This is a genomic window from Streptomyces sp. PsTaAH-124, assembly GCF_000373685.1.
Taxonomy (GTDB): domain Bacteria; phylum Actinomycetota; class Actinomycetes; order Streptomycetales; family Streptomycetaceae; genus Streptomyces; species Streptomyces andamanensis.
Window position 1 is genome coordinate 220,521 of record NZ_KB892162.1, and the last position, 20,198, is coordinate 240,718.

General features: G+C 73.0%; 18 protein-coding genes. 8 read left to right on the forward strand and 10 right to left on the reverse strand.

Translation table 11 applies throughout. The features are described 5' to 3' along the window. The first annotated feature begins 167 nt into the window (after positions 1–167). From B086_RS0109345 to B086_RS0109360, 4 genes are all read left to right on the forward strand, one after another. Positions 168–641, forward strand: a complete 474-nt coding sequence (locus B086_RS0109345) for a helix-turn-helix domain-containing protein (RefSeq protein ID WP_018566151.1) — start codon at positions 168–170, stop codon at positions 639–641. Positions 642–685: 44 nt separating this feature from the next. Then, entirely contained in the window at positions 686–1,285 is a 600-nt protein-coding gene (locus tag B086_RS39640) for a ParH-like protein (protein ID WP_199790729.1), read from the forward strand. Continuing rightward, a complete protein-coding gene (locus B086_RS0109355; protein WP_063746770.1) occupies positions 1,278–2,531 on the forward strand; it encodes an MAB_1171c family putative transporter in 1,254 nt (417 codons plus the stop codon). The genes B086_RS39640 and B086_RS0109355 overlap by 8 nt, the downstream gene beginning before the upstream one ends. Positions 2,532–2,686: 155 nt before the next feature. Then, the gene (locus B086_RS0109360; RefSeq protein WP_018566154.1) at positions 2,687–3,262 is read left to right on the forward strand and encodes a hypothetical protein; all 576 of its coding nucleotides are present in this window, start codon (positions 2,687–2,689) and stop codon (positions 3,260–3,262) included. A gap of 99 nt (positions 3,263–3,361) precedes the next feature. Here B086_RS0109360 and B086_RS0109365 read toward each other — a convergent pair whose 3' ends face one another. The 5 genes from B086_RS0109365 to B086_RS0109385 form a co-directional block, all read right to left on the reverse strand. Beyond that, on the reverse strand, positions 3,362–5,038 hold the full coding sequence (locus tag B086_RS0109365) for an ABC transporter family substrate-binding protein (protein ID WP_018566155.1): 1,677 nt from the start codon (positions 5,036–5,038) through the stop codon (positions 3,362–3,364). A gap of 126 nt (positions 5,039–5,164) precedes the next feature. After that, positions 5,165–7,249, reverse strand: a complete 2,085-nt coding sequence (locus B086_RS0109370) for an ABC transporter ATP-binding protein (RefSeq protein ID WP_018566156.1) — start codon at positions 7,247–7,249, stop codon at positions 5,165–5,167. Further along, positions 7,246–8,235 (reverse strand): ABC transporter permease, encoded by a 990-nt coding sequence (locus B086_RS0109375; protein ID WP_018566157.1) that lies wholly within the window; start codon positions 8,233–8,235, stop codon positions 7,246–7,248. Before B086_RS0109375 ends, B086_RS0109370 begins: the two co-directional genes overlap by 4 nt. A 1-nt stretch (position 8,236) precedes the next feature. Next, positions 8,237–9,220 carry an ABC transporter permease gene (locus B086_RS0109380; protein ID WP_018566158.1) on the reverse strand — a complete coding sequence of 328 codons (984 nt, stop codon included), beginning with the start codon at positions 9,218–9,220 and terminating at the stop codon, positions 8,237–8,239. A gap of 301 nt (positions 9,221–9,521) precedes the next feature. After that, positions 9,522–10,451 (reverse strand): DUF1684 domain-containing protein, encoded by a 930-nt coding sequence (locus B086_RS0109385; protein WP_018566159.1) that lies wholly within the window; start codon positions 10,449–10,451, stop codon positions 9,522–9,524. 630 nt (positions 10,452–11,081) lie between these two features. Between B086_RS0109385 and B086_RS39645 the strand changes: the two genes are divergently transcribed. Next, positions 11,082–12,446 carry a bifunctional o-acetylhomoserine/o-acetylserine sulfhydrylase gene (locus B086_RS39645; protein WP_018566160.1) on the forward strand — a complete coding sequence of 455 codons (1,365 nt, stop codon included), beginning with the start codon at positions 11,082–11,084 and terminating at the stop codon, positions 12,444–12,446. Beyond that, positions 12,443–13,615 (forward strand): homoserine O-acetyltransferase MetX, encoded by a 1,173-nt coding sequence (gene metX, locus B086_RS0109395; protein WP_199790732.1) that lies wholly within the window; start codon positions 12,443–12,445, stop codon positions 13,613–13,615. The genes B086_RS39645 and metX overlap by 4 nt, the downstream gene beginning before the upstream one ends. 65 nt (positions 13,616–13,680) lie before the next feature. Here the strand turns inward: metX and B086_RS0109400 are convergent, their stop codons facing one another. After that, positions 13,681–14,727 carry an aldo/keto reductase gene (locus B086_RS0109400; protein ID WP_037873156.1) on the reverse strand — a complete coding sequence of 349 codons (1,047 nt, stop codon included), beginning with the start codon at positions 14,725–14,727 and terminating at the stop codon, positions 13,681–13,683. Positions 14,728–14,829: 102 nt separating this feature from the next. Here B086_RS0109400 and B086_RS0109405 point away from each other — a divergent pair, with 102 nt between their 5' ends. After that, entirely contained in the window at positions 14,830–15,468 is a 639-nt protein-coding gene (locus B086_RS0109405; protein ID WP_018566163.1) for a TetR/AcrR family transcriptional regulator, read from the forward strand. Between the two features lie 33 nt (positions 15,469–15,501). Here the strand turns inward: B086_RS0109405 and B086_RS0109410 are convergent, their stop codons facing one another. The 4 genes from B086_RS0109410 to B086_RS0109425 form a co-directional block, all read right to left on the reverse strand. Further along, a complete protein-coding gene (locus tag B086_RS0109410) occupies positions 15,502–15,912 on the reverse strand; it encodes a VOC family protein (protein ID WP_018566164.1) in 411 nt (136 codons plus the stop codon). A gap of 85 nt (positions 15,913–15,997) precedes the next feature. Next, entirely contained in the window at positions 15,998–16,390 is a 393-nt protein-coding gene (locus B086_RS0109415) for a helix-turn-helix domain-containing protein (RefSeq protein ID WP_199790730.1), read from the reverse strand. 74 nt (positions 16,391–16,464) lie between these two features. Then, positions 16,465–16,935, reverse strand: coding sequence for a hypothetical protein (locus B086_RS0109420; protein WP_018566166.1), 471 nt, complete (start codon positions 16,933–16,935; stop codon positions 16,465–16,467). Between the two features lie 184 nt (positions 16,936–17,119). After that, a complete protein-coding gene (locus B086_RS0109425) occupies positions 17,120–17,932 on the reverse strand; it encodes a TetR/AcrR family transcriptional regulator (protein WP_018566167.1) in 813 nt (270 codons plus the stop codon). Between the two features lie 296 nt (positions 17,933–18,228). On the opposite strand from B086_RS0109425, the gene B086_RS0109430 reads away from it, so the two are divergent. Further along, positions 18,229–19,944, forward strand: a complete 1,716-nt coding sequence (locus tag B086_RS0109430) for an MFS transporter (protein WP_018566168.1) — start codon at positions 18,229–18,231, stop codon at positions 19,942–19,944. Positions 19,945–20,198: the final 254 nt, after the last annotated feature.

The following is a 20,198-nucleotide window of genomic DNA, read 5'->3' on the forward strand; positions in this document are numbered from 1 at the left end:
GATCCGGGACGGACGGGGCGGCCGGGCACGGCACCACCCGAGCACGTTCCGCCCGGTGAGGCCAGGCGCCACCACGTCCACGTACCCGGCCGGCGGATCACGGGGGCGGCTAGGATTCACGCGTACGCGGTACATCCCACATCGGCTCAAGGGAGGGGAGGGTGCGGATGACCGGCTCCGAGGCCGCTCCGGCAAGCCTGGCCGACCGGATCGAGGCGCTGTTCCGGATCGTACGGCGGCCCAACCGGGAGCAGTTCAGCAACGAGGAGGTCGCTCGGGCATGCCGGGAGACCACCGGCGCGAGTTTCTCGGCGACGTACGTGTGGCAGTTGCGCACGGGGCGCCGGGACAACCCGACGAAGCGGCATCTGGAGGCACTGGCGCAGTTCTTCGACGTGCCGGTGGCGTACTTCTTCGACGAGGAGCAGGGCGAGGCCATCGCCAAGGAGCTGGAGCTGCTCGGCGCGATGCGGGACGCCGGGGTGCGCAGCGTCGCGCTGCGGGCGGTGAACCTGTCCCCCGAGGGAGTGGACACGATCAATGACATGATCGATGTGCTCGCCCGCCGTGAACAGGCCGCCGGCGGCCACCGTGACCGGGGTGGCACCGCGCCGGACACCAGGGACGGCACCACCGGCTGACCGGCCGGGACGGACCGCGGCGAGGGCGCGAGAAGGGGTGGCTCGTGGGGGAGGACCGGAGCGGCAGACGGTTGTGGCGGCGATGTACGCGCCTGGTCGAAGGGCTGGAGTTGCCCACCCCCTTCGACGCCGGCGCCTTCATCGCGCTGCTCGCCGGGAAACGCGGCCGCGCCATCCGGCTCATGCCGGTCGCCTACCGCCCGCACACCCCCTGCGGGCTGCTGATCACGACCGACCGCGCCGACTGCATCGTGTACGCAGCGGACACCACTCCCCTGCACCAGCAGCACATCCTGCTGCACGAGGCCGCCCACCTCATCTGCGGGCACCACGAGACCTCCCCCGCCGCCTCGGCCGCCGCCGAACTGCTGCTGCCGCACCTGCCCGCCGCCCTGGTGGAACGGGTCCTGGGCCGCACCGTCTACACGCTGCCCCAGGAGGCCGAGGCGGAACTGGTCGCCTCCCTGATCCTCAACCGCGCCGCCCGCCTGGAGCGTGGCACGGACACCGCCGTCCCGGCCGGGCAGGACGAGGCCCGGCTGCGTTCGCTGTTCGGGGCGCCGCCGCCGGGGCCGCCCGGCGGCGCGTCCGGTGTCCGGCCCCGGCGGGAGCGCCGCGCCCCGGACGGCCCCGCCGGTGGCTGACCTCGCGGTCTATCTGGCCGCCGCCGTCCTGCTCGTCTTCGCCGGGCACCGGCTGTGGACCACCCGCGGCGACGGCGCCGATCCCGCGCAGCGCCATGTCGCCGGGTTCGCGTGGTGTCTGGGCACGGCACTGCTGTTCAACGCGCGGGCGACCCTCGACGCGGTGAGCCGCCTCCTGCCGCGGCACTACGCGGACCTGCTGGTCACGCACGAACTGAAGACCGCAGCCCTGACGTTCCTGGTGCTGGTCGCCCACGCCCTCACCGCATCGGAGCGCGATCCGGACGCGGCGCGGCGCCGCAGACGCCGCCAGCTCCTGATCGCCGGGGCCGTGCAGGCGGGTTCGGCCGTTCTCTTCCTGCTGGCGGCGGTGACGACCGACGCCGGTCGGGACGTGCTGCGGGCGGACCGGGGCTGGGCGCTGGCCGCCTACAACGCGGTGTTCGCCTGCTACGGCTGCTTCTGCCTGCTCGTCCTGGTCCGCGCCCTCGCCCGGCACGCCCGCCGGACCACGTCCCAACCGCTGCGGGCCGGGCTCAGGATGATGATGCTGGCCGCCGCGTCCGGCGCGCTGTGGACGCTGTGGGCGTTCAACGACGTGGCGTCCGATCTGTCCCGTGGCGAACAGGGGCTGGGTGAGGACCTCGTCTCCGCCGTGCTGGGCGCGGTGACCGCGCTGCTCGCCACCGGCGGGGCCACCACCAGTCTGTGGGGCGGCCGGCTGACCGCGCCGCTGCGCTGGCTGCGCGCCCGCCGCACCTACCGGGCGCTGGAGCCGCTCTGGGCCGAACTGCACTCCGTGCTCCCGGAGATAGCGCTCGACGGGCCGGCCGCGGTGTGGCGCCGGGGGCCGCGGCACGCCGAGTTCGCGCTGTACCGCCGGGTCATCGAGATCCGCGACGCGCACCTGGCGCTCCGCCCCCACCAGGAGCCCGGTCTGCCGGAGGAGGTGGTGCGTGCCCTGGCACGGGCCGCCGGACCTGAGGACGCCTTCGACCGGCACGCCGTGGTGGAGGCCGCGGTCATCGCCGCCGCCCTGGAGCACAAGCGCGCGGACCGGCCGCACGAGGCCGTCCCGGCGCGCGGCGGCGCGGGCGGTGCGCCGGTGCCGCTGCCCCGGACCGTCGAGGCGGAGGCGGCCTGGCTGCTGGAGGTCACCGCCGCGTTCACCCGCTCGGCCACGGTCGCCGGTGTGCGCGCCCGCGCGCGTGCCCGCGCCGCGCACCCGGTGCCGTCGTCCGAGTGAACTCCCGTGCGGTCCGGGCCGCCTGCTTCACCCGAGCCGCGGGTTTCAGCCGGGCGAGTCGCCGACTCCCCGGCGGCAGCGGCCGGGTTGCGGCATCCTCGTTGGTTCGGACGCGGTCCCGCCGGCCCGGCGGGACGCGAGGGAGGGAGACGGTCGTGGTGTGGCAGACGGAGGAGTTCGAGGCGTCCCACGAGGGGTACGTCGGCGCGGTCCTGGCCGACGGCAGCGAACCGAAGCCGGTCATCATCGACATCGGCAGCGGGACGAACATGTACCAGACCAGTGAGTGGTGGGCCTACAGCGGCAAGTGGGGCAGGCCGAGGGCGGCGGCCTACCGGGCGGCGTGCTCGTGCGACTGGCGCGGCCCGGACCATCCCGTCGACTGGGACGACCTCGGCGACGGCGGGCTGGAGGACCTGGACGTCGGTGCGGCGCACGACGACTGGTCCGCGCACATCGACGCCGTGGACCGCCGGGCCGTGCCGGTTCCGGAGGAGATCGCGGAGACCCTGGTCCGGCTGGAGGCGCGGCTCTCCCGGCTCGTCGACCAGGCTCCGGTGGCGGCGCTGCGGGCCGTGCGGCAACTGGAGCAGCTCACGCGCGACATCGGCCACGAGGCCGCCTACGCCGCCGAGGCGGACGAGCTGTCGGCCGAGACGGTCGGCCAGGGGCTCGGCATCAGCGCCGGTGCGGCCCGCTCCCGGCTGACCGGGTACCGGCTGCGCCGCTGAGCCGCCCGGCGCGGTCAGGGCCGCGGGTGCGGGCACGCGCGCCGAGGAGCGGGCCGGGGACGGCGGACCGGGACACGGCCCGCCGTCCCCGGCGGTACGTCACTTCTGCCAGCCGACCGTCTCCGGAAGGGGGTTGTGGAAGATGGTCGCGCCGACGTTGGCCAGGCCCTTCTTCACCCCGTAGGTGGAGGGGCCGCTGAACAGCGGGAGGAAGGCGTACTGCTGGAGCGCCCGGCGTTCCACCTCGTTGGCCTTCTTCGCCTGCGCGGTGAGGTCGGCGACCTGGGCGACGGAGCGGATCTCCTTGTCGAGGGCCGGGGAGCCCGCGCCGGTGAGGTTGGAGTCGCGGTCGGAGCAGTAGAAGTCGCACAGGTAGCGGGCTCCGAACGGGTCCATGGAGCGGTTGCCCGACAGGAACAGGTCGAATTTGCGGTCGCTGAGGATGCCGGAGAACTCCGACTCGTCGGCCTTCTTGATGTCGAGGCGGACGCCCACGGTCTTCAGCATCGCCGCGAAGGCGCCGGCGGTCGCCTTGCCCAGGGCGTCGTCGCCGAGGAGGGTGTAGCCGACTTCGAGCTTCTTGCCGTCCTTGGCGCGTATGCCGTCGGATCCGGGCTTCCAGCCCGCCGCGTCGAGCGCCTTGCGGGCCTCGTCGGGCGCGTACTTGAGGACGGCGGAGACGTTGTCCCGGTAGTTCTTCTGGAAGCTGTAGAGGATGGCCGAACCGGGCAGCGGTTCGGTGTAGTCCAGGCCCTGGAACTGGATCTTCGCGATCTGCGCGCGGTCGATGCTCTCCTCGATGGCCTTGCGCACGGCCGGGTCGGCGAGCACGGTGGACCTGGTGTTGAAGTAGAGCGAGTACTCGAAGGGGCTGCCGCCGCTGCGGATCTCCGTGCCCTTGAGTCCCTTGATCTGCTTGAGGCTCTCGGCGTCGCCGACGGCGACGTAGTCGAGCTGCCCGTTCTTGAAGGCGTTGACGGCCGCGGCCGACTCCAGGTTGACGTAGACGCGCTTGTCGAGCTTGCCCTTCTTGCCCCACCACTTGGGGTTGCGTACGAAGGTGATGTTGCCGGAGTGGGTGTCCCATGTGCCGACGGTGTAGGGGCCCGTGCCCCACTCCGGGTGCGCCTTCTTGACGTAGGCGTTGTTGAAGTTCTGGACGGTCGCTGCCTTGGGGTGCAGGAAGGTGGTGAACAGGGCGGACCAGGAGGCGTTGACGCCCTTGAAGGTGATGACGGCCTGCTTGGCGTCCGCGCCCTCGACGACCGAGGTGATCTGGGAGTAGCCGTCCGTGGAGGAGGCGGAGAAGGACTTGTCGGAACCGTTGTTGGCCTGCCAGGTGGCCTTGACGGCGGTCCAGTCGATGGGGGTGCCGTCGTTGAAGACGGCCTTGGGGTTGATGGTCAGCACGACCTTCTGGTCGCCGCCGCTCACCGAGACCTTCACCTCGCTGAAGTAGTCCGGGTTGTACTGCACCTCGCCGGTCGGCGAGTAGGTGATCGCGACGGCGTTGTACCAGGCCCAGACGCGGGACGCGGTCAGTGTGGAGTTCACATGGAAGGGGTTGCCCTGGTCGTCGAAGGTGCCGACCGTGGTGTAGCTGCCGCCGTCCTTGATCCGGTCGTAGGGCACCGGGTTGTAGTCGGCGACGGACGAGGCGGCCGTGGGGCTGTTCTTCGCGCCCGGGGCGGCGGAGTCCGTGCCGGTGGCGGACTGGCACGCGGTGACGGTGACGGCGGCGATCAGGGCGACGGGCAGGGCCAGTCTTGCGCGCATGGCGGGGTGTTTCCTTCGGGGAGTGGGGTGGGTGAGGGCACGGCGCGGCGCCGCCGGTGACGGGCGCGGGGCGGCGTGCCGGGTCAGGACTCGGAGAGCGGGCGGGATGCCCGCCGCCGGGGGGGCTCAGACGGCGTGACAGGCGTAGCGGTGGCCCGGGTCGTCGGCGGCGGGGGTCTGGGCCGGACGTTCGGTACGGCAGCGCCGGCGCAGTTCCTCGTCGGCGAGGCGGTACAGCGGGCAGCGGTCGACGAAGACGCAACCGGCGGGCGGTTGGGCCGCGTTGGGCGGCTCGCCCTCCAGCACGACGCGTTCGCGGGTGCGTTCGCGCTCCGGGTCGGGGACCGGGACCGCCGACAGGAGCGCCCGGGTGTAGGGGTGCCGCGGCCCGGCGAAGACGGCCTCGGTCTCCCCGGTCTCGACGATCTGTCCCAGGTACATCACCGCGATACGGTCGGCGATGTACCGGACCACGGCGAGGTCGTGGGCGACCACCAGGTAGGCGAGCCCGAGTTCCCGTTGGAGCCGGGCCAGCAGGTTGATCACGCCGGCCTGTACCGAGACGTCCAGCGCGGACAGCGGTTCGTCGAGCACGAGCAGCTTCGGTTCGGTCGCCAGGGCGCGGGCGATGCCGACCCGTTGGCGCTGGCCACCGGAGAGCGCGGCCGGGAACCGGTCGCCGACCGTGTCGTCCAGGCCCACCAGACGCAGGAGTTCGCGGACCCGGGCGGGGATCGAGTCGCGGTCGCGGCCGGTCGCCCGCAGCGGTTCGGCCAGCGAGTGGAAGACGGGCAGCCGGGGGTCCAGGGCTCCCATCGGGTCCTGCATGACGATCTGCACGTCCCGCCGCAACTCCCGTGCACGGCCACGGGAGTCGAGGGTGGCGACGTCGGTGCCGCCGATCTCGATGCGGCCGCCCTCGGGCCGGGCGAGCCGCAGGATCTCCAGCAGGGTCGTGGTCTTGCCGCTGCCGGACTCGCCGACCAGGCCGAGCGTCTCCCCCGCGCGTAGTTCGAAGCCCACCCGGTCGACGGCGCGCAGCGTGCCGACGCGGCGCTTGAGCAGGGCGCCCTTGGTGACCGGGAACGTCTTGACCAGGTCCTCGACCCGGAGCACCACCTCACCGGTCGCGGTCGGGTTCGGGGCGGCGGGCGTGTCGGCGGGCGCGGCGCCGCCGGTGGGGTCCAGGGAGCCGTCGGCGATCTCGGCGGCGCGCAGGCAGGCCGCGCTGCCGTGCCCGGCGACGGGGAGCAGCTCCGGTTCGGCGGTGCGGCAGGTGTCGAGAGCGACGGCGCAGCGCGGCGCGAAGGGGCAGCCGCCGGTGAGTCCCACCAGGGCGGGCGGTTCCCCGCCGATGGGGACCAGGGGGCGGCGGGTGCCGCCGTCGACGGTGGGTACGGCGGCCAGCAGCCGCGCGGTGTACGGCATCTTCGGCCGCCGGAAGAGTTCTCCGGCGCCGGCGTGCTCCACGAAGCGGCCCGCGTACATGACGGCGACGTCGTCGGCGTGTCCCGCGACCACCCCGAGGTCGTGGGTGATGAGGACGAGCCCGGCGCCCGTCTCCCGCTGGGCCAGCCGCAGTACGTCCAGGATCTGGGCCTGCACGGTGACGTCGAGCGCGGTGGTGGGTTCGTCGGCGACGAGCACGGCGGGCCGGTTGGCGATGGCCAGGGCGATGACGACGCGCTGGCGCATGCCGCCGGAGAACTCGTGCGGGAAGGCGCCGGCCCGGCCGCGCGGGTCGGGGATGCCGACGAGGTCGAGGAGGGCGACGGCCTGTTCCCAGGCGGCCCGTTTCGTCAGGTCCTGGTGGACGCGGAGCGCGTCGGAGAGCAGCCTGCCCACGGAGTAGATGGGCGTGAGGGCGGACAGCGGGTCCTGGAAAACCATACCGATGGAGTTGCCGCGGATCTTCGACAGCGCCCGGTCGTCGAGACCGACGAGGTCCTGTCCGCCGAGCAGTACCTGTCCGCGCAGTTCGGCGGCGGGCGGCAGCAGCCCCATGATGCCCATGGCGGTGGCCGACTTGCCGGACCCGGACTCGCCGACCACGCACAGGGTGCGGCCGGGCAGCACATCGAAGCTGACGCCGCGTACCGCCTCGACCGGTCCCGCCTCGGAGGGGAAGGTGACGCGCAGGTCCCGTACGGACAGGACCGGGACGGGCCCGGCGGCGGGTGCCGGGGCGGGCAAGGGGGTGGCGAGGGTCATCGTCGGCCTCCTGCCGAGCCGGTCACCGAGGTGGGGTCGAGGGCGTCGCGCAGTCCGTCGCCGATGAAGGTCATCGACACGGTGAGCAGGACGACGAGCCCCGCCGGGAAGGCGAAGAGCCACGGTGCGCTGGTGAGGGTGCCCGCGCCGTCCGCGAGCATCGTGCCGAGGGAGACGTCCGGTGTCTGCACGCCGAACCCGAGGAAGGACAGGGCGGTCTCGCTGAGGACGGTCGCGACGACACCGAGGGTCAGGTTGACGATCAGCAGGGAGCCGAGGTTGGGGATGATGTGGCGCAGGATGACGCGCAGCGGGCCGACCCCCATGAATTCGGCCGCCTTCACATAGTCCCGTTCGCGCAGGGACGTCGAGACGGACCAGATGATCCGTGCGGTCGGCATCCAGCCGAACACGGTCAGCACGACGATCAGGACGCGCCAGTCGCCGGCCAGCCGGTGCGAGACGAGGGCGAGGATCAGGAACGAGGGCACGACGAGGAGGAAGTGGATGACGGCGAGCGTCGCGCGCTCCACCCGGCCGCCGAAGTACGCGGCGCCGGAACCGATCACCGCGGCGAGCGCGATGGTCAGCACCGACACGCTCACGGCGATCGTCAGGGAGCGCTGGAGCCCGTGCACGGCGCAGGCGTAGATGTCGTTGCCGCCCTGGTTGGTGCCGAACCAGTGCAGGGCGCTCGGCGGCCGGGTGAGCGCGGCGAAGTCGGCGTCGGTGTGGCTGTAGGGGGTGAACCGGCCGCCGAGGGCGCTGAACAGCACCAGCAGCAGGAGGATCAGCACGCCGACGACGGCGAGCCGGTTGCGCAGGAAGCGCCGCAGGTAGAGGCGGCCGAGGCCGAGGTGTGCGGGCCGGTCCGCGCCGGGTGTGCCGCGCGGTGTGCGCCGCCGCCCGCTCGGGCCGGTCGCCGGTACGGGCCCCGGTGCGGGGGCCGGGTGTGCCGCCGGGCCGGGAGTCGCATCGGTGGACATGTCAGCTCACCCGCACTCTCGGGTCGAGGAAGACCGTGGCGAGGTCGGCGAGGATCGCGCCGACGGCGGTGAGCGCCGCGGCGAAGGCGGCGGTGGCGACCGTGCCGTGCACGTCGTTGTTGCCGATGGTCTGGACGAAGTACCGCCCCATGCCGTTCCAGCCGAAGATCGTCTCGGTGATGACGGCGCCGGTGAAGATGGCCGGGACGCCGAACGCCACGGACGCCGCGGTCGGGATGAGCGCGGAGCGCAGGGCGTGCCTGCGGATGGCCTGGGCGCGGGTGAGTCCGGTGGCCCGTGCGGTGCGCACGAAGTCGGCGTCGATCGTGTCGAGAAGCAGGGAGCGCTGGGTCAGGTGGTAGCCGACGTAGCCCATCAGGGTGAGGGTCAGGGTCGGCAGGATCAGGTGCAGCAGCCGGTCGCCCAGGGTGGGGAGCAGCCCCTGTACGTCGGGTGAGTTCTCACCGGCGACGTAGAGGAAGTGCAGTCCGGCGTGCTGGTTCAGCCAGATCGCGACGAAGACGACGGCGAGGGCGGCGACGGAGGTGGGGATGTTGAACACGAGGACGGACAGGGCCTGGGTCACCCGGTCCGCCCAGCCGTACTGGCGTGCGGCGGTGTGGACGCCGAGCGCCACGCCGATCACCACGGACAGGACGGTCGCGACGACGACCAGTTCCGCGCTGACGAGGGCACGGTAGCCGACCTCGCCGTTGACGGGGACACCGGTGGGCGAGGTGCCCCAGTCGAAGTGCAGGGTGACCGAGGTGAGCCAGTCCCACCAGCGGTGCACGAGCGGCACCCGGGGGTCCAGGTTGTACGGCGCGAGGGCCCGGTCGATCTGCTCCTCGGTGCGCACGGGCCGCAGCTCGCGGTAGTTCGAACGCGGGTCGAGAAACCAACTCGCCAGGAAATACGTTGCGTTGGTCGCGATCGCGATCATCAGAAGCCAGCCCGCCGCCTTGCGTGTCACATGGCGCAGCATGCGCGGCACCTCCTCACCGCACTGGGGGTGTGCGCCTTTCGGGGCGCGCCGGAGGAACAGGTCGAGTACATGCGAGGTGCGGCTTTCTGCGGGTGCGGAACAGTGACACACGGGGTGTGCGGGTCAGCCTGGTCCGTACCGAGGGTGCGGCACCAGCGTTTCGCCGGTGCCGCCACGAGGTCGACATGTCGCTGTAGCAAACATCCCGGTATACGGGTGCAATTCGGATGATCTTGGTCGGTCCCGCTGTTACGTTCGCGCCGGTCCCCGCGCGGATCGCGTGCGGACCGGCGCGCGGGAGTCAGTCGCTCCCGCCCCGCTCCAGCGGGATCCGCTCCCCCGCCTCCACCGCGACGGGCAGCCGGTTCCCGGCCGGCGGGAGCGGGCAGGTGGCCAGGTCGGTGTAGGCGCAGGGCAGGTTCCCGGCACGGTTGAAGTCCACGGTCACCCGGCCGTCGGCGTCCGGCGCGGCGATCTGGAGGGAGCGGTTGGCCGCGTACGTCGTCACGCCCGAGGTGCGGTCCGTGAACAGCACCAGCAGGCTGCCGGGTGCCCTGCCGTTGAAGGCGGTGAGCCGGTGCACCGCGCCGTCCAGGGTGAACTCGACCTGACCGGGCGCGTCATAGACGTGTTCGAGGCCGGGCACCGCGGCGCCGACCGTGACCGGCCGGGGCTCCTCGAACGCCAGGAAGCGGCCGGTGCGGACCCAGCGGGGATCCGGCTCGTAGGCGGGGGTGTGGGTGAAGGACGTCCGCAGCCCGTTGCCGGGGTGGCGGGGGCGCAGGATGTCCTGGCCGCCGCGCCTGGCGATCTCGACGACCGCGTCACCGGCGGCGGGGTACAGGCTGTCGCGTTCGGCGATCACCCCGAAGTCATGGCGGCCGCGCAGGACTTGGCCGTCGAGTGTCAGCTCCTCGCCCTCGGCGAGGTCGACCGCCACCCCCAAGTCGGTGCTGGACCACGCTCCTGGCGCGTCCTCGAACCGGGTGGGCCGCGCGCTCAGCCGGTGCAGGCTCGTGATCGCGAGGAATCCGTGCGGGGCGGAGAGGACCTCCTCCTTCTGCCGGTGCCACCGCTCCCAGGCCGCGACGAAGCTCTTCCGGTCGAAGTCCTGACCGGTGTCCTGACCGGTGTCCTGACCGGCGTCCTGGGCGGCGTCCTGGGCGGCGTCCTGACCGGTGGACCGATCGGTGGACCGGGCGGTGCTCCGGCCGGTGTCCTGGACGGTCATGTGTGCTCCTTGCCGGATGTGCGGGTGCGTGCGGGTGCGTGCGCCGGCGCCCGGGGACGGGACGAGCGGCACCGGTAACGGGCAGCGTCCCGCCACGCCGGGGAACGCCCGCTGGGAACAGGGGAGTTGAGGGAGGTCAGTCCGCGAGCGGACGACACAGCGCGGCGGCCACGCGGACGAGGTCCACGGCACGGCGGCGGGTCAGCGGCTCCAGCGGAGGCATGCCGGGATGCAAGCACGCGGCGCGAGAGGTGTCAACGACACGCCCGGCCCGCCGCCCGCACGGGGGAACGGCCGCGAAGCGCTGGTGCGCGGGCGCTCCCCTGTGGTTACCTGGCCCCATGACCGTGCTCGTGACCCGCCGCCACGTCGACTACGTGCGTGTCACCACCACGGCCTGTTCCGTCGTGAGCTGAGCCCCCGCTCCGGTCTCCGACCGCGTCCTTCCCCCGTTCCGCACCGCTCCGCCCACCCGCCCATGCGGCGGGCGGGGTCGGCCGTGCGGTTCCCCGGCGTCTCCCGCGTCCCGGCGCGTCCCTCCGCGGCCACGCGCGCCCCGCCTCCCCTCCGCCGTGCCCCGGGCGTGCCCGCCCGCCCCGCACGACCCTCCCCGTACAAGGAGCAACCGCCATGAGCAGCCAGCCCGTCGACTCCGTCACCGCCGGTCACACCGCGGACGAGGAACCCGCAGGTCCCGACACCTCCGCCTGGTCCTTCGAGACCAAGCAGATCCACGCGGGCGCCGCACCCGACCCGACGACCGGTGCGCGGGCGACGCCCGTCTACCAGACCACGTCGTTCGTGTTCCGGGACACGCAGCACGCCGCGGACCTGTTCTCGCTGGCCGAGCCCGGCAACATCTACACCCGTATCCACAACCCCACCCAGGACGTCTTCGAGCAGCGCATCGCCGCGCTGGAGGGCGGGGTGGCGGCAGTCGCGCTCGCCTCCGGGCAGGCGGCCGAGACACTGGCGATCCTGACCCTGGCCGGCTCCGGCGACCACATCGTCTCCAGCACGTCGCTGTACGGCGGCACCTACAACCTGTTCCGGCACACCCTGCCCAGGCTGGGCATCGAGGTGTCGTTCGTGGACGACCCGGACGACGCCGAGGCATGGCGGGCGGCGGTCCGGCCGAACACCAAGGCGCTGTTCGCCGAGACGCTGGGCAACCCGCGCGGCGACGTGCTCGACGTACGGGCGGTTGCCGACGTGGCGCACACGGCCGGGCTGCCGCTGATCGTGGACAACACCATCCCGACCCCCTATCTGCTGCGTCCGATCGAGCACGGCGCGGACATCGTCGTCCACTCGGCGACCAAGTTCCTCGGCGGCCACGGCACGGCCATCGCGGGTGTCGTCGTCGACGCCGGCACCTTCGACTTCGGGGCCCGCCCCGAGCGGTTCCCGGACTTCACCGAACCGGACCCCAGCTACCACGGGCTGCGGTACTGGCCCGCGCTCGGTCCGGGAGCGTTCGCCGTCAAGCTCCGGGTCCAGTTGCTGCGGGACCTCGGCCCGGCGCTCTCCCCGCACTCCGCCTTCCTGCTCCTCCAGGGCGTGGAGACGCTGAGCCTGCGCGTCGAACGGCATTCGGCCAACGCCCTGGCGCTGGCCGAGTGGCTGGAGCAGCGGGACGAGGTCGCCGCCGTGCACTATCCGGGGCTGGAGTCCAGCAAGTGGCACGCGGCGGCGCGCACCTATCTGCCCCGGGGCGCCGGTGCCGTGGTCTCCTTCGAGCTGCGGGACGGCATCGAGGCAGGCAAGCGGTTCGTGGACGCGGTCGAGCTGTTCAGCCACCTCGCCAACATCGGCGATGTGCGCAGCCTCATCATCCACCCGGCGTCCACGACGCACAGCCAGCTCGACGAGGAGCAACTGGCGGCCACCGGCGCCTCCCCCGGTCTGGTCCGCCTGTCGGTCGGGCTGGAGAACCTCGCCGATCTCAAGGCCGATCTGGAGGCGGGGTTCCGCGCGGCGAAGGGCGCGTCCTGAGCACCGTGCCGACGCCCACCGGGATCCCCCTGCCGCCGGCCTCCGGGGCCTGGCGGGAGGGGGATCCGCCGGGGCGCCGCCTGTGGTACGAGCATGCGGCACCACTCCCCCTGGAGGCGGGCGGCGAGCTTCCCGGGGTGCGCCTGGCGTACGAGACATGGGGGCGGCTCGCGCCCGACCGCTCCAACGCGGTGCTCGTGCTGCACGCGCTGACCGGCGACAGCCATGTCGCGGGCCCGGCCGGGCCCGGCCACCCCGGGCCCGGCTGGTGGGACGGGCTCGTCGGCGCCGGGCGGGCCCTGGACACCCGCCGCTGGTTCGTCGTCGCGCCGAACGTGCTCGGCGGCTGCCAGGGCAGCACCGGTCCTGCCTCCCCGGCCCCGGACGGGCGCCGCTGGGGCAGCCGCTTCCCCTTCCTGACGCAACGGGACCAGGTGGCGGCGGAGGCACACCTGGCCGACGCGCTCGGCATCGGGCGCTGGGCGCTGGTCGTCGGCGGGTCGATGGGCGGCATGCGGGCGCTGGAGTGGGCGGTGAGCCGTCCGGAGCGGACCGGCGCGCTGCTGCTGCTCGCCACCGGTGCCGCGGCGAGCGCGGAGCAACTGGCCTGGTCGAACGCCCAGTTGCACGCAGTGCGCGACGATCCGCACTGGCAGGGCGGCGACTACCACGACGCGGGTCCGGGCCGCGGCCCGCACACGGGTCTCGGCCTGGCCCGGCGCATCGCGCACCTCACCTACCGCAGCGAACCGGAGCTGCGGGACCGCTTCGGCCGTACGCCGCAGGGTGCGGAGGACCCCTGGCGCGGCGGCCGCTACCAGGTCGAGTCCTATCTCGACCACCACGCCGCCAAGCTCGTGCGCCGCTTCGACGCGGGCAGCTATGTCGCCCTCACCGAGGCCATGAACAGCCATGACATCGGTCGCGGCCGGGGCGGGACACGGGCCGCGCTGCGCCGGGTGACGGCCCGGACCCTCGTCGCGGGGATCGACTCCGACCGCCTCTATCCCCCGTACCAGCAGGCCGAGTTGGCGGCCAAGATCCCCGCCGCGCGGTTCCGCACGATCCGGTCCCCGTACGGCCACGACGGCTTCCTCGTCGAGGTGGAGCAGGTCGCCGCGCTGGTGCGGGAACTGCTGGAACTGGAAGGGGCCGCCGCCGGGGGCTGACCCGCCCGGCACGGACGGCGGTTCTTCGCGCCCCGCGGGAGCGGGCGCCTTTCCCCGCAGCCTTCTCAGCAGGGCGCGGGATACAGCGGCGGGTTCACCCGGGCGAATCCCTCCTGGCGCTCGTAGGGGAAGTACGGGTAGGGCGCCGTGCGGTGGCTGGCCGCGTCGAGCAGGGCGGTCTGCTCGGGGGTGAGGCTCCAGCCGACGGCGCCGAGGTTCTGCCGCAGCTGGTCCTCGTCCCGGGCGCCGATGATGACCGAGGAGACGGTCTTGCGCCCGAGCAGCCAGTTGAGGGCGATCTGCGGCACCGCCTTGCCCGTCTCGGCCGCGACGGCCTCCAGGGCGTCGATGACGCCGTAGAGGTGGTCGTCGGTGACGGGCGGCCCGTAGTCGGCGGTGCGGTGCAGACGGCTGCCGGGCGGCAGCGGCGCTCCGCGGCGGATCCTGCCGGTGAGCCGCCCCCAGCCGAGCGGACTCCACACGATCGCGCCGAGTCCCTGGTCGACGGCGAGCGGCATCAGCTCCCATTCGTAGTCGCGGCCGAGGAGGGAGTAGTACACCTGCTGGGCCGCAGGGCGCGGGTGGCCGTGCTTCTCCGCGGCGGCGAGGGACTTCATCACCTGCCAGCCGGAGAAGTTGGAGACCCCGGTGTAGCGGACCTTGCCTGCCCGCACCAGGGTGTCGAGCGTGGACAGCACCTCTTCGACGGGTGTTCCGGCGTCGTAGGCGTGCAGCTGGAACAGGTCGAGGTGGTCGGTGCCGAGCCTGCGCAGCGCGTCCTCGCAGGCGGTGATGAGCCGGGAGCGCGAGGAGCCCGCGTCCCCCGGCCCGTCTCCCGTCGGCAGACCGGCCTTGGTGGAGATGATCACCTGGTCGCGGCGGCCCTTGACCGCCTGCCCCAGCACCTCCTCGGAGGCGCCGGCGGAGTAGACGTCGGCGGTGTCGAACATCGTGATCCCGGCGTCCAGGCAGATGTCCACCAGACGCCGCGCCTCCTGCGCGCCGGTCGTGCCCCACGCGCCGAAGAGCGGTCCCTGCCCGCCGAACGTCCCGGCACCGAAGCTCAGCGCCGGGACCATGAGCCCGGATGCGCCCAGTCGCCTGTACTCCATGACTGACCCCTTTCACCGACGATCCAGCTAACGGGTCTATAGTTTCGTTAGCCGCCGCCAAAGGTAGCAGGCCCATGGAGTTAATGGAACTGGAGTGCCGTTATGTCGGACGAAGCCGAACCGGGAACCGTACGGCCGGGCGGGCGCACCGCCCGGGTGCGCCAGGCGGTGCTGCGGGCGGCCGAGGACTCCTTGGCGGAGCACGGTTTCGCCCACCTCGACCTGGCCGACGTCGCCCGCCGCGCCGACGTGGGCAAGACGACCGTCTACCGCCGCTGGGGAACCGTGGCAGGGCTGCTGGCCGATCTCCTGGTGGACATGGCCGAGCAGTCCGTACCGCGCACCGAGACCGGTTCGCTGCTCGGTGATCTGCGGGCCAACGCCCGCCTGGTGCGGCGCACTCTGACGGATCCGCGCCAGGGCGCGCTGTTCCGGGCCCTGATCGCGGCCGCCACATGTGACGCGCGGACGGCCGAGGCGCTGCACCGCTTCTACGACATCCGGCTCAAGGAGTGGGCCCCCTGTGTCGGGCAGGCCGTCGAGCGGGGCGAGGTGCCCCCGGGCACCGATGCCCGGGAGGTGATCCGCGCCGTCTCCGCCCCCCTCTACCACCGGCTGCTGGTCAGCGGCGACCCGCTCGACGAGGCCACCGCCGACCGGGCCGCCGAGGCAGCCGCGACCGCCGCACGGGCGGGCGCCTACGTGGTACGGGACACGGGAGCCACGCGGGAGGGCGCGTGAGCCGACGCCCCCGGCGGGATCCCTCCCCGGTGGTCAGCCCTTCGGCTGGGTGAAGCGGATCCGGTTGCCGAAGGGGTCGCGCAGACCGCAGTCGATGCCGTACGGGCGCTCGGTGGGCTCCTCGGTGAACTCCACCCCGCGCGCCAGCAGTGTCTCGTAGGTCTTGCGGCAGTCGTCGGTGGTGAGGATGAGCCAGCCGCCCATCGCCCCCTTCGTCACCAGCTCGCGCACCTGCTCCGCGACCTCCTCCGACATCGCCGGGGCGCCCGGCCGCTCCAGCAGGATCTGCCGCTCGGGACGGCCGGGGACGCTGACAGTCAGCCAGCGCATGAAGCCCATGTCGATGTCGGCGGTGACCTCCAGGCCGAGCTTGCCGACGTAGAAGTCATGGGCCTCGTTCTGGTCGAGGACGTATATCTGCGAGTGCGTGATGGCGTTGAACATGACGCTCACGCTACCGAGCGGCGGGGCGGAGAACTTATCCGGAACTGCTCGATCACCGCGGCCCCGGACCGTGCCTGACGCGACGTCAGGCACCAGGCCGGGTCCAGGCCATGGTGAAGCACGTCGGGACCCCGGCGGCCACCGCCTCCTCGCGGTACGTCCGCGGAGACCTGCCGACGATGTCCCGGAACGTGCGGCTGAACGTGCCCGTACTGGCGTAGCCGACCTCGATCCCGATGTCCGTGACACTGCGGCTCGTGCCGCGCAGCAGGAACATCGCCCGCTCCACCCGGCGGCGCCGCAGATAGCGGTGCGGGGGCTCGCCGAAGGCGGCCCGGAAGGTCCGCGCGAAGTGCGCCGGTGACACATGCGCGATCCGGGCCAGGGCGGGCACGTCCAGCGGACGCGCGTAGTCGCGGTCCATCGCGTCCCGCGCCCGCAGCATACGGCGGTTGCTCTCCTCCACGGCCCGGCTCACCCCGCCATCATCCCACCGCCGGGGAGGGAGCCGGCCGCCCGGTCCGCCGGGCGCGGGCGGACCGCGGGCGGACCTCAGTCCCCCGGTTCCTCGTCCGGGGCGGCGGTGCGAGGAGCCGGGGGCGGGGGCGGCGCCGGGGCGCCGAACGAGACACCGGAGAAGTCCCGGCCCTGGAGCACCGGGCCGTTCTGGGTGCCGCCGCTGACGGTGTTGCGCACCGCGCCCTCCTCGATGCCGAGGGTCCTGGTCCGCGTGTACCAGGCTTCGAGGTCATGGCGGAAGCCGGCGTCCCACAGGGCTCGCCGGGCCAGTGCCGCGCTCAGCTCCTGCGCCCGCCGCGGATCGCCCGGATCCTCGCCCAGCCTGGCCAGCTCGCGCTGCCCCGGAACGACCGGCGGCGCACCGCCGTCCGCGCCGCCGTCCCCGGCGGAGCGCCGGAACGGCCGCCGCACCAGCGCGGTCAGTCCCGCCCACGCCTGCTGTCCCAGCTCACCACCGGCACCGCCCGCCAGCGCGCCGAGCAGAGCCACCGACACCGGATCCATCCGAGGCCACCGATTCCTTCCGCCGACGGCCGCGCCGGTACGCGAGTCACCGGCGCGCTTGTCCCGAGTCTCCCCGCCGCGCGCCGCGTCCAGTCCCGGCGCGGCCCGCTCGTGCGCGGCCGGAGCGCCGGACACCCGTGCGCGGCACCCGGGTGATACGTGTCAGTCGGCACAGGCCGGCCGGTCAGCCGACGCGCGGCGGCTCGCCGTCGTCCGGGGCCGTGCCGGTCCGGGCGTCCGGGAGATAGCTCGCGAGTCCGCGCAGGATGATCTCCAGGCCGATGTCGAACCGCTCGTCGGCGGACTCGGTCACCATCAGCCCGGCCAGGGCGCGCAGATGCGGGAAGTCCCGCTCGGGCAGGGACGCGAAGTACGTCCGCATCTCCTCGGCGATCTCGCTCCAGTCCGGACCGGCGTCGGCGGACGCGCCGTGTTCGTCCCGGTCGGCACGCCCCTGCCACATGGTCTCGCCCATGACGAAGCTGTCGATGTAGGTGGAGATGAGGTCACCGGCCTCGGCCGCGATACGGTCCGGCAGCCCCGCGGTCCGCAGGATGCCGAGGAACGACTCGACCTGCGGCAGCAGTTCGGCGGTGAAGGGGACGTGGGCCATGGAGATCCTGGCCATGTCCCGGTGGGCCAGCAGACGCCGGCGCCCCGAGCGGGCGTAGTCGCGCAACTGCTGCTGCCAGCGCCCGGGGTCGGGCTCGGGCATCTCGACGCCCTCGAAGAGCCGGTTGTACATGAGCTGGAGCAGGTCGTCCTTGGAGCTGACGTGCGCGTAGAGGGCGGAGACCGTCACGTCCAGCCCGGCCGCCACCTGGCGCATCGACAGCCCGTCGAGCCCCTGCCGGTCCAGCACGTCGAAGGCGGCGTCCACGATGCGCTCGCGCGACAGCGGGGTGCGTGCGGGCGTGAGGCGGGGGCGGGAGGGGCGCCTGCGCTCCCACGGAGTGGGCGGAGGGGGCCCGGGGGTGTCGGCGGCCGCGTCGTTCATGAGCACAGTCTAGGCAACCGGAGAACACTGTTCACCTTCCGGTCGGGCGCCGGTACGCACCGGGAGGATGAACAGTACGCGATATATCTTGTCCGGGTCGCCGAGTTGCGCTATATCTTGATGAACGCCGTTCTCTGGATGAGCAGTGTTCAGGTACAGTGAACAGTGTTCTCCGGGGGGTGGTGGCCGATCTGCCGTCCCCGGCGCGTGCCCGCGCACCGGAGGCGCACCCGTCCGTCCCGCCGTGCCCGTGGGGTTCTCCTCCCGGGCCCGCCCGTCCGCGAGGAGTAGTACCGATGTCCACCACAGGCGTCGCGTCCGCCGAGACACCCCACGCCGATCCACCGGCGCCCTACCGGTGGCGCTGGGCCGCGCTCTTCGTGATCCTCGCGGCCGAGGTGATGGATCTCCTCGACGCCGTCGTGACGAACATCGCCGGCCCCTCCATCCGGGCCGACGTCGGCGGCGGTGCCTCCACCTTGCAGTGGCTGGCCGCCGCGTACACCCTCTCGATGGCCGTCGGTCTCGTCACCGGCGGACGGCTCGGCGACATCCACGGGCGCCGCCGGATGTTCCTCGTCGGAGCGGGCGGCTTCACCCTGGGGTCGTTCCTGTGCGCGATCGCCATGTCCCCGGAGATGCTGATCGGCGCGCGCGTCGTCCAGGGCCTGTTCGGCGCGGTGATGCTGCCGCAGGGCCTCGGCATGATCAAGGAGATGTTCCCGCCGAAGGAGTCCCAGAAGGCCTTCGGCCTGTTCGGCCCGGTCATGGGGCTGTCCGCGGTCTGCGGACCGATCCTGGCGGGCTGGCTCGTGGACGCCGACTACTTCGGCACCGGCTGGCGGATGATCTTCCTGATCAATCTGCCGCTGGGCGCCGCGGCCCTGCTGGGCGCCGTGCGCTATCTGCCGCGAGGCCGTTCCGGCAGCAAGCCGCGCCTGGACATCCCCGGCATGATCCTGGTCTCGCTGGGCGCGATGCTGATCATCTTCCCGCTGGTCCAGGGCCGTGAGTACGACTGGCCGCTGTGGACGTTCCTGATGATGGGCGCCTCGGTGCTCGTCTTCATCGCCTTCGGCGCCTACGAGTCGCGGCGCAGCAGGGCCGGGCAGGACCCGCTGGTCATCCCCGGCCTCTTCCGCAAGCGCGGCTTCAGCGGCGGCATGGCCCTCGGACTGGTCTTCTTCTCGACCATGCAGGGCTTCATGCTGGTCTTCAACCTCTACACCCAGATCGGTCTCGGCTACTCGCCCCTCAAGGCGGGCCTCGTGATGGTGCCGTGGTCGGGCGGCATGATCGTCGGCTTCGGACTCGCCCAGGCCGTCGCCCGGTTCGGACGCGCCGTGCTCCAGGCGGGCACGCTGGTGATGGCGCTCGGTGTGTTCGGTATCTGGCTGACCCTGGACATGGCGGGCAGCGGCGTCGGTCCCTGGCAGCTCCTGCCGGCCCTGCTCGTGACCGGTGTCGGCATGGGACTGCTCATGGCCCCGTTCTTCGACATCGTGCTGGCCAGCGTCGAGCAGCACGAGACGGGCTCGGCGTCCGGCACGATGACCGCGATCCAGCAGCTCGGCGGCGCCTTCGGCGTGGCCCTCCTCGGCACCGTCTTCTTCGGCCTGCTGGGCGGCGGGATCGCCAGTGCCGTAGACGACCACTCCGACACCCTGCGGGGCCAGTTGACCGCCGCGCACGTCGCACCGGCCGCCCAGGACCGCGTCGTCATGGACCTGCGCACCTGCGCCTCGGACCGCGCCGTGGCCAAGGACCCCGAGACGACCCCGGCCTCCTGCACCCGGCTGGAGAAGGACACCCGGTCGGCGGTGACGTCGCCCCAGGACGCGGCCCGGATACCCGCGGCGCTGGAGGACACGGCGTCCTCCGCCTTCCGCAGCGGCTTCGGCACCGTGATAAAGACGGTGCTCTGGATCGTCGACGGCATGCTCGTCCTGACCTTCCTGCTCGCCTTCCTCCTGCCGCGCCACGCACGCCCCGGCGAGTCCGGCGCGCACTGAACCGCGTACGGCGCGGCACGCACAGCGGTGCGCGGCAGGCCGGGCAGCCCTGGGACCGGAAGGGGGCCGCCCGGCCTGCCCCCCCCGCCCGACCCCGCCCGACCTGCGCCCGGAGACACGTGTGCTCCGCAGCGAGGCGGGCCGGGGCCGCCGGGGCGCCGCCGGTTCGACGGGCGGCCCGAGCGGGACACCCGTCGCGCATGATCCCCCGGGGCGAGAGGGGCGACGCCGGCAACCGGCCCAGGTGGTCCAGG